Source organism: Bacillus sp. FSL R5-0431, assembly GCF_038002985.1.
Classification (GTDB): Bacteria; Bacillota; Bacilli; order Bacillales; family Bacillaceae; genus Bacillus.
This window is the reverse complement of the sequence record NZ_JBBOOG010000001.1, coordinates 1,542,059-1,556,326: the sequence shown is the minus strand read 5'-3', so window position 1 is coordinate 1,556,326 and position 14,268 is coordinate 1,542,059. Positions and strand designations below refer to the sequence as shown.

15 protein-coding genes are annotated in these 14,268 nt (G+C 41.7%); all 15 read right to left on the bottom strand.

Annotated features, from left to right (window positions below; translation table 11 throughout):
* Window positions 1–16: 16 nt before the first annotated feature.
* The 15 genes from MKZ03_RS07780 to MKZ03_RS07710 all read right to left on the bottom strand — a co-directional run bounded on the left by MKZ03_RS07780 (window position 17) and on the right by MKZ03_RS07710 (window position 14,264).
* The gene (locus MKZ03_RS07780) at window positions 17–1,714 is read right to left on the bottom strand and encodes a proline--tRNA ligase (protein WP_034662305.1); all 1,698 of its coding nucleotides are present in this window, start codon (window positions 1,712–1,714) and stop codon (window positions 17–19) included.
* A gap of 80 nt (window positions 1,715–1,794) precedes the next feature.
* Window positions 1,795–3,060: an RIP metalloprotease RseP gene (gene rseP / locus MKZ03_RS07775; RefSeq protein ID WP_095285177.1), complete on the bottom strand. Its 1,266-nt coding sequence runs from the start codon at window positions 3,058–3,060 to the stop codon at window positions 1,795–1,797.
* 6 nt (window positions 3,061–3,066) lie between these two features.
* Entirely contained in the window at window positions 3,067–4,218 is a 1,152-nt protein-coding gene (dxr, locus tag MKZ03_RS07770; protein ID WP_060596277.1) for a 1-deoxy-D-xylulose-5-phosphate reductoisomerase, read from the bottom strand.
* 39 nt (window positions 4,219–4,257) lie between these two features.
* Window positions 4,258–5,052 carry a phosphatidate cytidylyltransferase gene (locus tag MKZ03_RS07765; protein WP_060596276.1) on the bottom strand — a complete coding sequence of 265 codons (795 nt, stop codon included), beginning with the start codon at window positions 5,050–5,052 and terminating at the stop codon, window positions 4,258–4,260.
* A 12-nt stretch (window positions 5,053–5,064) separates the two neighbouring features.
* Entirely contained in the window at window positions 5,065–5,847 is a 783-nt protein-coding gene (locus MKZ03_RS07760) for an isoprenyl transferase (RefSeq protein ID WP_034662319.1), read from the bottom strand.
* A gap of 129 nt (window positions 5,848–5,976) precedes the next feature.
* On the bottom strand, window positions 5,977–6,534 hold the full coding sequence (gene frr, locus MKZ03_RS07755) for a ribosome recycling factor (RefSeq protein ID WP_003212469.1): 558 nt from the start codon (window positions 6,532–6,534) through the stop codon (window positions 5,977–5,979).
* Window position 6,535: 1 nt separating this feature from the next.
* Window positions 6,536–7,258, bottom strand: coding sequence for a UMP kinase (gene pyrH / locus MKZ03_RS07750; protein ID WP_008344767.1), 723 nt, complete (start codon window positions 7,256–7,258; stop codon window positions 6,536–6,538).
* A 134-nt stretch (window positions 7,259–7,392) separates the two neighbouring features.
* Window positions 7,393–8,274, bottom strand: a complete 882-nt coding sequence (gene tsf / locus MKZ03_RS07745) for a translation elongation factor Ts (protein ID WP_012009978.1) — start codon at window positions 8,272–8,274, stop codon at window positions 7,393–7,395.
* A gap of 91 nt (window positions 8,275–8,365) precedes the next feature.
* On the bottom strand, window positions 8,366–9,100 hold the full coding sequence (gene rpsB / locus MKZ03_RS07740) for a 30S ribosomal protein S2 (protein ID WP_003212093.1): 735 nt from the start codon (window positions 9,098–9,100) through the stop codon (window positions 8,366–8,368).
* Window positions 9,101–9,255: 155 nt separating this feature from the next.
* Window positions 9,256–9,795 carry a Swarming motility protein SwrB gene (locus MKZ03_RS07735; RefSeq protein WP_334749111.1) on the bottom strand — a complete coding sequence of 180 codons (540 nt, stop codon included), beginning with the start codon at window positions 9,793–9,795 and terminating at the stop codon, window positions 9,256–9,258.
* A gap of 21 nt (window positions 9,796–9,816) precedes the next feature.
* Complete coding sequence (locus MKZ03_RS07730) at window positions 9,817–10,584, bottom strand: FliA/WhiG family RNA polymerase sigma factor (RefSeq protein WP_012009976.1); 768 nt, start codon at window positions 10,582–10,584, stop codon at window positions 9,817–9,819.
* A gap of 24 nt (window positions 10,585–10,608) precedes the next feature.
* Window positions 10,609–11,109, bottom strand: a complete 501-nt coding sequence (locus tag MKZ03_RS07725; protein WP_034662325.1) for a chemotaxis protein CheD — start codon at window positions 11,107–11,109, stop codon at window positions 10,609–10,611.
* Entirely contained in the window at window positions 11,109–11,735 is a 627-nt protein-coding gene (locus MKZ03_RS07720) for a chemotaxis protein CheC (RefSeq protein WP_034662328.1), read from the bottom strand. Before MKZ03_RS07720 ends, MKZ03_RS07725 begins: the two co-directional genes overlap by 1 nt.
* A 12-nt stretch (window positions 11,736–11,747) precedes the next feature.
* Complete coding sequence (locus MKZ03_RS07715) at window positions 11,748–12,209, bottom strand: chemotaxis protein CheW (protein WP_034662331.1); 462 nt, start codon at window positions 12,207–12,209, stop codon at window positions 11,748–11,750.
* A gap of 24 nt (window positions 12,210–12,233) precedes the next feature.
* Entirely contained in the window at window positions 12,234–14,264 is a 2,031-nt protein-coding gene (locus MKZ03_RS07710) for a chemotaxis protein CheA (protein WP_341031456.1), read from the bottom strand.
* Window positions 14,265–14,268: the final 4 nt, after the last annotated feature.

The window sequence follows — 14,268 nt, the reverse complement described above, 5'->3', positions numbered from 1 at the left end:
ATTTTTTTGTTCGTTTTTATGCTTGGCGTATAAATGAAATCAGCTCATCAACAGATACTTCATGTGATTCACCTGATTTTCTAAACTTCACTTCAACAATGCCTTCTTCTGAACGTTTTCCACAGCTAATGCGAATTGGCAGCCCAATTAAATCACTGTCTGCAAATTTTACTCCGGCACGCTCTTGGCGGTCATCGAAAAGTACGTCAAAGCCCTCATCTTCTAAGCGCTCGTATAACGTTTCAGCCAGCTCTTTTTGAGCATCGTTTTTCATATTTAATGCAAGGAGATGAAGGTCATATGGCGCAACAGTTTCGGGCCAAATGATTCCTTTCTCATCGTGATGCTGTTCAACAATTGCTGAAAGAGTTCTAGAGATACCGATACCATAGCATCCCATAATCATTGGCTGCGCTCGTCCATTCTCATCGAGGTACGTCGCATCCATTGACTCAGAATAACGAGTGCCTAGTTTAAAGACTTGTCCTACTTCAATCCCTTTGGCAAACTGGATTGTGCCTTCTCCATCTGGAGAAACATCTCCTTCTTGAATTAAACGAAGATCTGTGAATTCTTTCACTGATACATCACGCGCAGGATTGACATTGACATAGTGATAATCCGCTTCGTTTGCACCTGCGACAGCATTTGTCATGCCTTTAACCGCAAGGTCTGCATAAATATCGACTTCTGCTTCCAGCTTCACAGGACCAACAAACCCAGGCTCTGTTCCAATGACTTCTAGTACTTCTTCGCGAGTAGCAAGCTCTACAAGCTGTGCTCCTACCAAGTTTTTCACTTTCACATCATTTACTTCATGGTCGCCTCTAGTCAGGATTAGAACATATGCATCATCTGCTTTAAACAAAACAGATTTGATACAAAGAGAAGGATCAACTTCTAAAAATCCAGCGATGTCTTGAATCGTTTTTACTTGCGGTGTGTGGACTTTTTCAAGTTCTTTGAAGTCCGCAGGATTTGCTTCTTCTCCGTGATAAACTGCTTCAGCCATTTCAATGTTCGCAGCATAGGAAGATGTGTCAGAGTATGCAATTGTATCTTCTCCTACTTCTGACAGTGCCATAAACTCATGTGTATCTTTTCCTCCCATTGCACCAGAATCTGCAATGACTGGTCTAAAATTAAGACCTACTTTTGAGAATACATTGGAGTAAGCTGTAAACATCTTGTTGTATGTGTCATCAAGGCTTTCTGGTGAAGAATGGAATGAGTACGCATCCTTCATAATAAATTCACGTCCGCGCAGCAGCCCAAAACGCGGTCTCTGTTCATCGCGGAATTTTGATTGAATTTGATAAAGAGTTAAAGGAAGCTTCTTATACGATTTTACTTCGCTGCGTACGAGTGATGTGATCACCTCTTCGTGCGTTGGGCCAAGTGCGAACTCGCGGCCATGACGATCTTTCATACGCATCAATTCTGGACCGTATGTATACCATCTTCCTGACTCTTGCCACATTTCTGCCTGCTGCAGCACTGGCATTAACAGCTCAGCTGCTCCTGCCTTTTCCATTTCCTTGCGAACAATGGATTGAATATGCTGGATGACTTTATGAGCAAGCGGCAGATAATGATAGATTCCGCTTGTATTTTGTCTAATGAACCCAGCTCTTACTAAGAGCTGATGACTTTTTGCCTCAGCATCTGCCGGCACCTCTCGAAGAGTTGGAATGAAAGTCAGGGATTGTCTCATGTCGTTACACCTCATTTATGAAATAGGACTTCTCACAAAAACTCTTGTTTCCCGTAATGAGAAACAAGAGACATTGGTTTTTATAAAAATAATCGCTGGATGTCATTCCACGTAACCACTAGCATTAACAGCATGAGGAATGCAACACCGATAAAGACAACAAGTGCTTCTTTCTCACGATTAATTGGTTTACCACGAATGGCTTCAACAAACAAGAATAGTAAACGTCCTCCGTCTAGTGCAGGAATCGGTAATAAATTCACGATGCCTAAGTTGATACTAAGGAACGCCGCAAACTGCATTAATGTTAACACACCTTGCTTGGCTACTTCTCCTGTCATGTCATAGATCCCAACAGGACCCGCTAACATATCTAGTGAAAATTGTCCTGTGACAATTTTTTGCAAGTTCGTTAAAATCAGACCTGCTGTTGAAATCACAGTCGTTCCTGAGGATGAAATAACCTTCAGAAATCCATTTTCCGTTGGCGGATAAGATCCGAAACGGCCAATGCTTTTTCCGTCTGCTTTCACAGCTTCTGGTACAACCTGCACAGTGCTTTCTTTGCCGTCTCGGTCAATGACGACATTCATTTTTTTCTCAGGGTTCTTTTGAACTGTTTGAACGACGTCTGTCCAAGAATTCATTTTATCCCCGTTAATGGACACGATGTGGTCACCCTGCATGAGTCCAGCTTCTGCCGCTCGGCCGTCTTTCGTCAGCTTGCCGAGTACAGGATCATCAACGGTTACCCCTTGAATAAAGCCTAAAGCAACCAAAATCACATACGCCAGGATAAAGTTCATAATCGGTCCAGCTGCGATCGCTTTAATACGCTGCCATACCGTTTTTGATCCAAATTGACGATTGTATGGTGCGATTTGAATTTCTTCACCATCTGCAATATAAAAGCTTGTTTGACTGACATTGTAGCCAGTCAAAATATCTTCATTTCCAGCTTCATATCCTGAGATTCTCATGGCATGATCTAAATCAATCTGCTCAACTTCGATGACAAGTGCATCAGGATATTTTTCTTTGTCATTTAAAATGATTTTTTCTACTTCATTTTGCTCATTGAATAAGAGCCCCACTGTATGACCTGGTTTAATTTCAATGACTTCAGGGTCCTCTCCTGCCATTTTAACAAATCCGCCAATAGGGAGAAGTCTAATGGTATAAACGGTTTCCTTTCGTTTAAAGGAGAAAATCTTCGGCCCAAAACCAATTGCGAACTCGCGGCATAAAATCCCCGCTCGCTGCGCCATAATTAAATGGCCAAGCTCGTGGAAAAAAACGAGCGTTCCAAAAATAATAATAAACGCAATCACTGTATTCACGAACATACCACCTTATGTGAGGATTGATTGAACAAAGTCTCGTGTATCTTTGTCCACTTCATGGATATCTTGCAAACTAGGCGTTGAAATCACATGATGTCTATTTAGTGCCTTTTCAATCAATTCTTCAATTTGCAGGAACGTTACTTTGCCTTTCAGAAATGCATCAACTGCCATTTCATTTGCTGCATTGAGCACAGCAGGCATTGTCCCTCCTATTTTACCTGATTCATAAGCAAAATGTAAGCAGCGATACCTGTCAAAATCCGCTTTTTGGAAATTCAATTGTCCAATCTCCCAAAGGTTCAATGATTTCGCTTCTGGTAATGGCGCCCTGTCAGGGTATGTGAGTGCATATTGAATGGGCACTCTCATGTCTGGTGTCCCTAACTGAGCCATGACGCTTTTGTCGTGAAATTCCACCATCGAATGGATAATGCTCTCTTTATGTAACAGCACATCAATTTGTTCATACGGTATATCAAACAACCAATGTGCCTCAATCACCTCGAGCCCTTTATTCATCATCGTCGCTGAATCAATGGTAATTTTCGCTCCCATTGACCAGTTTGGGTGGTTCAGCGCTTCTTCAACCGTAACACCTTCAAGTTCAGTTCGTTTTTTATCTCGGAAACTACCACCTGAAGCTGTCACGATTAAGCGTTCAATGTTTTTAGCTTGTTCACCTTGCAGGCATTGAAAAATAGCGGAATGCTCACTATCGACAGGAAGTAAAGGTACATCATATGTTTTCGCGTACTCTTTTACTATATGACCAGCTGTGACAAGTGTTTCCTTATTTGCGAGTGCAATCGTCTTTTTTTGTTCAATGGCCTTTAATGTTGGAACAAGCCCAACACTTCCTACAAGTGCATTGACCACAACGTCCACTGCATCATAGGTCGCTGCCTCGATGTTGGCTTCATCACCAGCAGCCATCTTGACATCGTATTCAAATGAATGACCTTTTAGCGTCTGATAAGTCTCTTCACTTAAACATCCGACAAATTCAGGCTGAAACTGTTCTATGATTGGAATGGCCTTATCTACATTTCGGCCAAATGTCATGGCTTTCAGCTTAAATTTGTCTGGGTGCTGCCTAATCACATCTAATGTTTGTTCTCCAATTGATCCTGTTGCGCCTAATAGCGAAATATATTTCAAATTGCCACTCCTTCTCTCGTTCAATAAGTTTCTATGAGGTTAGCTGGCAAACGTTGCGAGCAGTAAATATAAAAACGGCAGAACGAATAAAAAGCTGTCAAACCTGTCCAAAATCCCGCCATGTCCAGGGAGAATTGTCCCTGAATCCTTTACGTGATAATGACGCTTTAAAGCAGATTCCACAAGGTCGCCCAGCTGTCCAAAGATACTGAGCAAAAGAGTAATAAACATAACAAGCAGATATGATGGCAAAAATCCTGTAACCGCCTGAAACACAAATGACAACACGACCGCTGTGACGATTCCGCCGATAAATCCTTCTACTGTTTTGTTTGGGCTGATCTCTGGCCAGAGCTTTCGTTTTCCCATAGATTTCCCAATAAAGTAAGCCCCTGAGTCAGTGGACCAAATAATCACTGCTGCGAAGAAGATCGCACTCATGCCATATAAGCCTCTAATTTGGATGAAATAATAGAAACTGACGCCAATATATAATGTCGCTAATACAACAAAAGCAACCTCATCGAATGTGAAAGAGTTTTTGCTCAACACTGTATAAGTTAAAAGGATTAAGACTGCAAATAAAGCAATTTGCATTTTTGATGCGTCTACGTTTGGGAAGAAGCTGTTCTCTCCGCCCATTAAAAGCCAAAGCAATATTAAGCTGACAATACCAGGAAAGCTGAAAATCGATATCTTTTTCATTCTTAGAAGCTCAAAGAGAGCGACACTTCCCATTAAGTAAATCAGCAGGGTAAATGGCATCTGTCCATATATAACCGCAAGTAAAAAGACTGCAGCTGCCAAAACACCCGTCAAAATTCTTTGTTTCATCTGCACCACCCTCTAAATTCCACCGAACCTCCGGCCGCGGCGCTGGTATTCTCCGATAGCGCCTATAAGATGCTCATCAGAAAAGTCAGGCCAAAGCACATCCGTAAAGACAAACTCGCTGTATGCAATTTGCCAAAGCATAAAGTTACTTAATCTAATTTCTCCACTTGTGCGAATAAGCAAATCCGGATCTTGAAGAGATTCTGTCATTAAATAAGCTGAAAACATCTCTTCTGTGATGTCTTCTGCTTGAAGCTTACCTTCTTTGACTTTTTCAGAAATTTGTCTGCATGCGGAGACGATTTCTGTGCGCCCTCCATAGTTGAGCGCAAAATTCAAAACGAGTCCGTCGTTATTCGCCGTACTCTTTACTGCGTTCTCTACCGCTCTTTTCGTATGCTGCGGGAGGCCGTCTGGATCACCTGTTAAGCGCACACGGACATTTTCCTCGATGAGTTCAGGCAGGTAGATGTTCAAAAATTCTTCAGGAAGCTTCATTAAAAAGTCTACTTCTAGTTTTGGACGTTTCCAATTTTCCGTAGAGAAAGCATACAAAGTCAGCACTTTGACATTCAGCTCATTTGCAAGCTTTGTCATGCGCTTGACGACTTTCATTCCTTCATGATGTCCTGCTACCCGTGGAAGAGCACGTTTTTTCGCCCATCTTCCGTTCCCATCCATGATAATGGCGATATGTTCAGGAATTTCTCCATTTAATATGTCTTCTTTTGTCAGGCTTTCTAAGTTGGAAGCAGCAGTTTGCTGATTCTTCCAATTTTTGAGTATATTGAGCATGAGATTCCTCCATCACCCAAAAAGGTTGCGTTCCCGCTAATAATATAGTCACCAACAGTATTAACAAAAAAACCCCCTGTAAACATGAAGAGGGTCTTTTCACTATTATCTATTGTACATAGTTTTTTCTTAAACTTCCATGATTTCTTTTTCTTTATCTTTCGTCACGTCATCAATTTTAGCGACATATTCATCTGTCAATTTTTGAACATCCTCTGTCGATGATCTTAATTCATCTTCAGTGATCTCACCATTTTTCTCAAGCTTTTTCAACTCATCGTTTGCATCACGACGAACATTACGAACAGCTACTTTTGCTTCTTCTGAATATTTTCTTACCACTTTCACAAGCTCTTTACGTCTTTCTTCTGTTAGTGCAGGAATCGCAATGCGGATCACATTTCCGTCACTTGTTGGCGTGATGCCAAGATCAGACTTTTGGATCGATTTTTCGATATCACCGATGGCTGTTTTATCATAAGGTGTGATAATCAGCATACGTGCTTCTGGCACTGTGATTGACGCGATTTGGTTGAGTGGTGTTTGTGCACCGTAATAATCAACCGTCACTTTATCAAGCAATGAAGCATTTGCTCTGCCCGCACGAACAGTTGCTAGTTCACGTCCGTATGCTTGAACGGCTTTTTCCATTTTTTCTTTCGTTTGGTTCAATACTTCTTTTGACACGTTATTTCCCCCTCACAATCGTTCCAATTGATTCGCCATTGACGGCACGTTTAATATTTCCTTCTTCCATAATGGAGAATACGATTAATGGAATGTCATTGTCCATACATAATGAGGACGCAGTAGAATCCATTACAGCAAGCCCTTCTTTTAACACGTCAAGATATGAAAGCTTATCATATTTTACTGCATCCGCATCTGTACGAGGATCAGCACTGTAGACACCGTCTACATTATTTTTCGCCATTAAAATGACATCTGCTTCAATTTCTGCTGCACGAAGTGCTGCCGTTGTATCTGTAGAGAAATAAGGGTTACCAGTACCTGCAGCAAAAATCACGACACGTTTCTTCTCAAGATGACGGATCGCTTTTCTTCTTATGTATGGCTCTGCAACCTGTCTCATTTCGATAGAGGTTTGTACCCTAGACTGAATGCCAAGCGTTTCTAGGCTGTCCTGTAGCGCGAGTGAATTCATCACTGTTGCCAGCATGCCCATGTAGTCTGCTGTTGCACGGTCCATTCCTAAGTCACTGCCTGTCTTACCGCGCCAAAGGTTTCCTCCGCCTACAACAACTGCAACCTCAACATCAAGCTCTGCAATTTCTTTTACTTGCTTTGCAATTGATTGAATGACAGTTGGGTTAATTCCATTTCCAGCATCACCTGCTAGTGCTTCGCCACTTAGCTTCAGTACAATGCGATTATATTTCGGTTTGCTCATGATAACCTCCAAGTGTAAACTATACCGTCTCTTATTATGCGTAAGAAACTGTCTTTTGTAAATCAATATCCTCTAAAAAATAGGGAACACAGTGCTTGTGCTCCCTAAAAAAGCCCCAGAGAGCTTTTCAAACATTATTTTTTCACTTGGCTCATAACTTCTTCAGCAAAGTTGTCTTGACGCTTTTCAATACCTTCGCCCACTTCATAGCGAACATAAGTTTGAATGCTTGCGTTTTTCGCAGCTACTACTTGTTTCACTTTTTCATCTGGGTTTTTAACGAATGCTTGGTCAAGTAAGCAAATTTCTTCGAAGAATTTGTTTAGACGGCCTTCTACCATTTTAGCTACGATATTTTCAGGCTTTCCTTCTTGAAGCGCTTGCTGTGTTAATACTTCGCGCTCACGATTTGCTTCTTCTTCTGACACTTGGTCACGTGAAATGTATTTAGGGTTTACAGCAGCAACGTGCATTGCAATGTCTCTTGCAAGCTCTTCGTCAGTTGTTCCGTTAAGAACAGCTAACACACCGATGCGTCCGCCCATGTGTAAGTAAGAACCGAATGCTGCGTTATCTTCTTTCGTGATAACAGAGAAACGACGTAGAGTGATTTTCTCTCCGATTTTTGCAATTGCAGATGTGATATGCTCTTCTACAGTTGAACCGTTTTCCATTTTAGAAGCATGAGCTTCTTCAATTGTTGCAGGTTTAGCAGCAAGCAAATGATCAGCAAGTTCGTTAAGAAGTGATTGGAATCCTTCGTTTTTCGCAACGAAATCAGTCTCAGAGTTCACTTCTAGGATCACGCCTGTGTTGCCGTCAGTTTTGATAAGAGTTAATCCTTCTGCAGCAATACGGTCTGCTTTTTTCGCAGCTTTTGCAATTCCTTTTTCTCTTAGAAGATCGATTGCTTTGTCGATGTCACCATCAGTTTCTGTTAACGCTTTTTTACAGTCCATCATACCTGCACCAGTTTTTTGACGCAGTTCTTTAACTAATTGAGCAGTAATTGCCATTTTACATTTCCTCCTTCTATGTTAAAACACGGATTACTAGGTGAAAAAAAGGTGATAAAAGGCATTTCCCTCTTATCACCTTTTGAATAGGTTACGCAGTTGTTGTTTCAGTTTCTGTCGTTTCTTCTACAACAGCTTCTTCTTCGCCTTGTTTAGACTCAAGAATCGCATCTGCCATTTTAGCAGTTAGAAGTTTTACAGCACGGATTGCATCATCGTTTGCAGGGATCACAACATCAATTTCGTCTGGATCACAGTTTGTGTCAACGATACCGATGATTGGGATATTCAATTTACGAGCTTCTGCAACTGCAATACGCTCTTTACGAGGGTCGATAATGAAAAGTGCATCCGGAAGACCTTTCATGTCTTTGATTCCGCCTAGGAATTTTTCAAGACGCTCTAATTCTTTTTTCAGTTGAACGACTTCTTTCTTAGGAAGAACATCGAATGTACCGTTTTCTTGCATTTTTTCAATATCTTTTAAACGTTTGATACGTTTTTGGATTGTTTCAAAGTTTGTTAAAGTTCCACCAAGCCAGCGTTGGTTCACATAGAACATACCAGAACGGATTGCTTCTTCTTTCACTGAATCTTGTGCTTGCTTTTTCGTACCAACGAAAAGGATTTTTCCTCCGTCAGCAGCAAGGTTTTTCGTGAAGTTGTAAGCTTCTTCTACTTTTTTCACCGTTTTTTGAAGATCGATGATGTAGATACCGTTACGCTCTGTAAAGATGTAACGCTTCATTTTTGGGTTCCAACGGCGCGTTTGGTGACCGAAGTGAACACCAGCTTCTAGCAATTGTTTCATAGAAATAACTGACATTTTGTTGCCTCCTAATATAATGGTTTTTTTTCCTCCGCTCAAGTCATGTTCACATAAAACTGCGCCACGGCAGCACCTTCATACGAATCATTAAGCGTGTGTATTTAACACCAAGAAATAATATAACACATGATGGACTGACAATCAAGAATCCTTTACAGCTTTCCGCTAAATTTTAATAAAAGCTCGATTTCTGTCTTGCCAGTTTTCAGTTCTTTCGCTATTTCTTCTAGCGAATGCCCTTTGTCATATAAGGTCTTCACTTGTTCCTCGAATGTTTCTTCTATTTCACTTTCAGAAGGCACAGAAGCTTCTGATTCAAGATGTGGAACGGGTTCGTTTACCTTCTCTTCCTGCACTTCAACTTCACTAAGGAGAGCCGACAAGTGCTCTGGTACTGGATCTTCACTTTCTACCGATTGCTGGGATTCAATTGGTGGTTGTGGCTGCTTTGGTGTCTGAAAATCCGATTTCAGCTCTTCAGCAGAAAAATCAGGGGAAGCGGCTGCCACTTTTGATAGTTTGTCATTCTCTTCTTTGACTTCCATCAAAAATGCAGCCAGGGTATTTTCCGTTTCTTCTAGAAGTTCTCGCTGCTTTTGTTCAGTTGCCTTCAGCGAATTCATTCTCGTATATAAAATGATCACAAAATAAATAAGTGCAGCATGAAGCATGAAGCTAATCAGCCATAACATATTTTTTCACTCACTAACTCTTTAAGATTGAATGGCTTTATCAAGCAGATGCTTAAGCTTGAACAATGCCTTTGAATGAATTTGCGAAATGCGCGAGGTCGATAAATTGAGCACGTGACCGATTTCTGTTAACGTCAGTTCCTCTTTATAGAAAAGACTGATCACGAGCTTTTCTTTTTCCGATAGCTCGGTCATTTTTTCAGCAAGCTGTTCTATTAATTCATCTTTCAGCATCTTCTCTTCAGGTGTCACTGTTTTCTCGTCGCGAATCATGACTTGGACGTTTTCACCGTCTTCTTGATCATGCAGCTTCTCGTCGATTGAAAGCAGATTCGCAAAGAATCCTTCATTCATTGTTGTGACAACATCCTGTTCACTCATGCCAAGTTCCTCTGCCACTTCTGTCGGCGTCACATTTCGTAAATAGCGCTGTTCAAGCTTTTCAATAGCCGCTTCTACTTTTTTTGTTTTTTCTCTTGATGTACGAGGCAGCCAGTCCTCTTTACGAAGACCGTCGATGATGGCCCCGCGGATTCTGAAGGATGCATATGTATCAAACTTCAGATCTCTTCCGGGGTCGAATTTTTCAAGGGCATCATATAAACCGAGCATCCCTAGACTGATCAAGTCTTCTTTATGCACTGACTTCGGGAGTCCGATGGAAATTCTTCCAACATGATATGTGACGAGCGGCATATAGCGGCGCATAAGATCATCTCCAGCAGCTGGGTCCTTCCACTCTTTCCATCTAGCCCATAGCGCCTGATCTTCGTAATTTAAGGATTGCATCTTTCTCCCCCTATACTTCCTTAGTTATATCTTCATAGTGCCTTGCTTCACAGTGCGGATCTCAAGCTCTGTCGTAAGCGGATCAAATTCAATCGTACGGCCATTGTTCCCGCCCGTATCCTCACTAATGATCGGGATGCGATAAAGAGACAGATGTTCTTTAACAGCTGATACGTTTCTAGGTCCAATTCTCATTAGATCATTGGTTGACTTAAACTTAAACATTTCTGCGCCGCCAGCAAGTTTTGCCTTTAGCGCATGTTTGCGTGCTCCTTCTTTAAGAAGCAGATCAATTGTATGCTTGACACCTGTATCTGCATATTTAGCCAAGTTCTCCACTGCCCCTTTTGCAAGGGATGAGTCTGGAAGCATGACATGGACAAGACCTGCCAGTTTTTTTTCTTGATCAAACAGAACAAGTCCTACACAAGAACCAAGTCCGGATGTCCGAATGCGGTCCGGTGTTTTCACAAGCTGAACATCCGCTATACCAACCTTTACAACTGCCGGAATCTGAACGTTCATTACAGGTTACCTAATGCTTTGAATAGTTTTTCAAACGATTCAAAGTCTGGTAATAGAAACATATTTCCTTTCAGCTCTTGCTTATTTTGATCATCAAAAATCGATGTATCAATCACAATTGCCTGATCCCCTAGAGGGCTGAATTGCATTAACCCTTCACTAATGACAGCCCCGAACATATCGAGCGTAACATCTGGAACACTTGGGTGAAGCTGCAATTTTGTTAAATCGGCAAGGGCTGATAAATAAGAGCCTGCTAAAATATTTCCCAGCTCGTGTAGTGCTGACGTCCCCATCACATGCTCGTGAATGGTATCAATATCAAATGCCGGATCCTGTACAAGCTCTCTTACAAATTGCTCTGCTTGCTCAAATGGCATAATGAAAAAGATAGAGCCGGATAAATCTCCTTCCATGCGCAGGAAAATGCTTGCAACTGGGAGGTCTGCACCGCCAAAGAAATCCATTAATTCTTCAAACGAGAGAACCTTGACAAACGGAACAGCCATATCTATTTTGCGATCCAATAGGCTGGCAAGAGCAGACGCGGCGTGGCCTGCTCCAATATTCCCAACCTCTCTTAATACATCCAGCTGTTCATCTTTTATTTCATTGAAAATGCTCATTTCACATCCTCCTTAATGAACAGGTGCATCTTGAACGCTCTTGTCGAGGACGGCACCAGGATGAATGATATTAAATAGACGCTGATCATGCTTAATGATACCTGTCACCCATGATTGTCCTTCTTTTTCAGCTGATTCAGGAGAAGATTCTACTTCTTCTTGATGGACTGTAATGACATCATTCGCTTCATCAACAATCCAGCCGACTTCAATGTCACCAACTTGTACAATAATCATTCTTGTTTCATCTGTAATGTCGTTGTCAGTTGATCCAAGTCTGACTCTAAGGTCGATGACAGGTGTCACGACACCGCGCAGATTAATAACACCGCATATATAAGGGGCAACGCCAGGGACTCTTGTCGGCTGCTGCCATTTTTCAATGGACTTTACTTCTGATACTGAAATGGCGTATTCTTTTTTGTTTACGATAAACACAATCATCTTTTCGCCAGTTTTGATATCTGTACTCATTTCAGACCGCTCCTCTATTGTTTTTTACTTGATCAGTGCATTACAGTCAACGATGAGTGCAACTTGACCGTCGCCTAGGATTGTTGCGCCTGAGATCGCAAACACGTTTGGCAGGTAATCTCCTAGTGATTTCAATACAACCTCTTGCTGACCAATAAATGAATCGACCACAAATGCTGTCAGCTTATCTCCTTTACGAACAACGATGATGTGCAGTTCTTCCTCTAATTCATTCGCATTTGGTACGTGGAATTGTTTCTTCAAGTACACGACCGGTACGATAAATCCGCGGAAATCAATCACTTCACGATCATGCGTTTGAAGGATGTCGCTTTTCTTAATGACAGCCGTTTCAATAATAGAAGAAATCGGAATCGCAAATGTTTCCTCTTCCAATTTCACAAGAAGAACGGAAATAATCGATAATGTAAGCGGAAGCTGGATCGAGAATAGTGAGCCCTGTCCTTCTGTTGAGTTGATGCTCACAGATCCACCTAGTGATTCCAGCTTGTTTTTCACAACGTCAAGGCCTACACCGCGGCCTGAGATGTCAGAAATCGTATCAGCTGTAGAGAAACCTGCTGCAAAGATCAATGAATCAATTTGATGATCTTCAAGCGTTTCCGCTTCTCTTTCAGTAATAACCCCGCGCTCTAATGCTTTTTCAAGCACTTTCTTACGGTTAATTCCGCCGCCATCATCTTCTACTTCAATGAAGACGTGGTTTCCGCTATGATACGCCTTTAATAGAACGGTGCCTTTTTCTGGCTTGCCTTTTTTCACACGTTCTTCTGGCGATTCAATTCCGTGATCTAGACTGTTTCTAAGTAAGTGTAAGAGCGGATCTCCAATCTCGTCGATGACTGTTCGATCAAGCTCTGTCTCAGCACCTTCAATGATCAGTTCAATTTTCTTATTCAGCTCTTTTGTCAATTGACGAATCATACGCGGGAATCTGTTAAACACTGTTTCCACAGGTACCATTCTCATGTTCAGGATGATCGATTGCAGGTCTCCAGAAATACGTGTCATTCTTTCAACGGTGTCTGTGAGTTCGTTATTTTCTAATTCTTTTGCAATCTGCTCTAAACGGCCTCTGTCAATCACCAGTTCTTCAAATAGATTCATTAGAGAATCGAGACGGTCAATGTTGACACGAATCGTTTTTGTTCCGCCGGCAGCTGCACCGTTATTGCCATTTGCTTTTGGCGCATCGCTTGCTGGTGCTTTCGCAGCAGGCACAGATACTTCTTCTTTTTCCTGTTCAGGTTTTGCCTCTTGTTTTTCAGCTGGAGCCGCTTCTTCAAATGCAGAGACTTCTGAGATCTCAACATGTTCAACTTCTGAGATCGCCATCACGATTTTTTTCACTTCATCCATCGGTTGTTTAGATAAATAAGAAATACTGAATTCAGATTCGAAATCTTCTGATTCTAAAAGTTCTGCATTTGGAACTGTTTTGACGACCTCGCCTGCTTCGTTCAGTCTTTCAAAGATCATATAGACACGAACGGCTTTTAATAAGCATGCGTCACTTAATGTCACATTGAGTTCATAACATTTAAAGCCTTGTTCCCTCGCTTCATCAAGCACTGTTCGTTCAAATTCGTTATATTCTAAGTCGTTAGCAGCCGCAGCTGATACATCCGCTGTCTCAACACTAGGAGCTGCCTCAGCATGGCTTCCTGTCACATCTAGCTTTTTACTAACCTCTGTGACATCGCGTTTCCCATCTCCGCCTTCTGCAATTGATTGAACCATTGCTTCGAGGTGATCAAGTGCTTCAAACATCGTGTCCATTGACTCAGGTGTGACAATCATTTGTTCATTTCGAATGGCATCAAACATGTTTTCTAAATGATGTGTGAGCTGAGCCATATCAGCGTAGCCCATCGTTGCACTCATACCTTTCAATGTGTGAGCCGCTCTGAATATATCATTCACTAGCTGCAAGTCGGTTGGGTTCTTTTCTAAATCAAGAAGTTTTTCATTACAAGTTTGTAAGTGTTCTCTGCTTTCATCTAAAAAGATATCTAAGTATTGGTTTACATCCAACGTG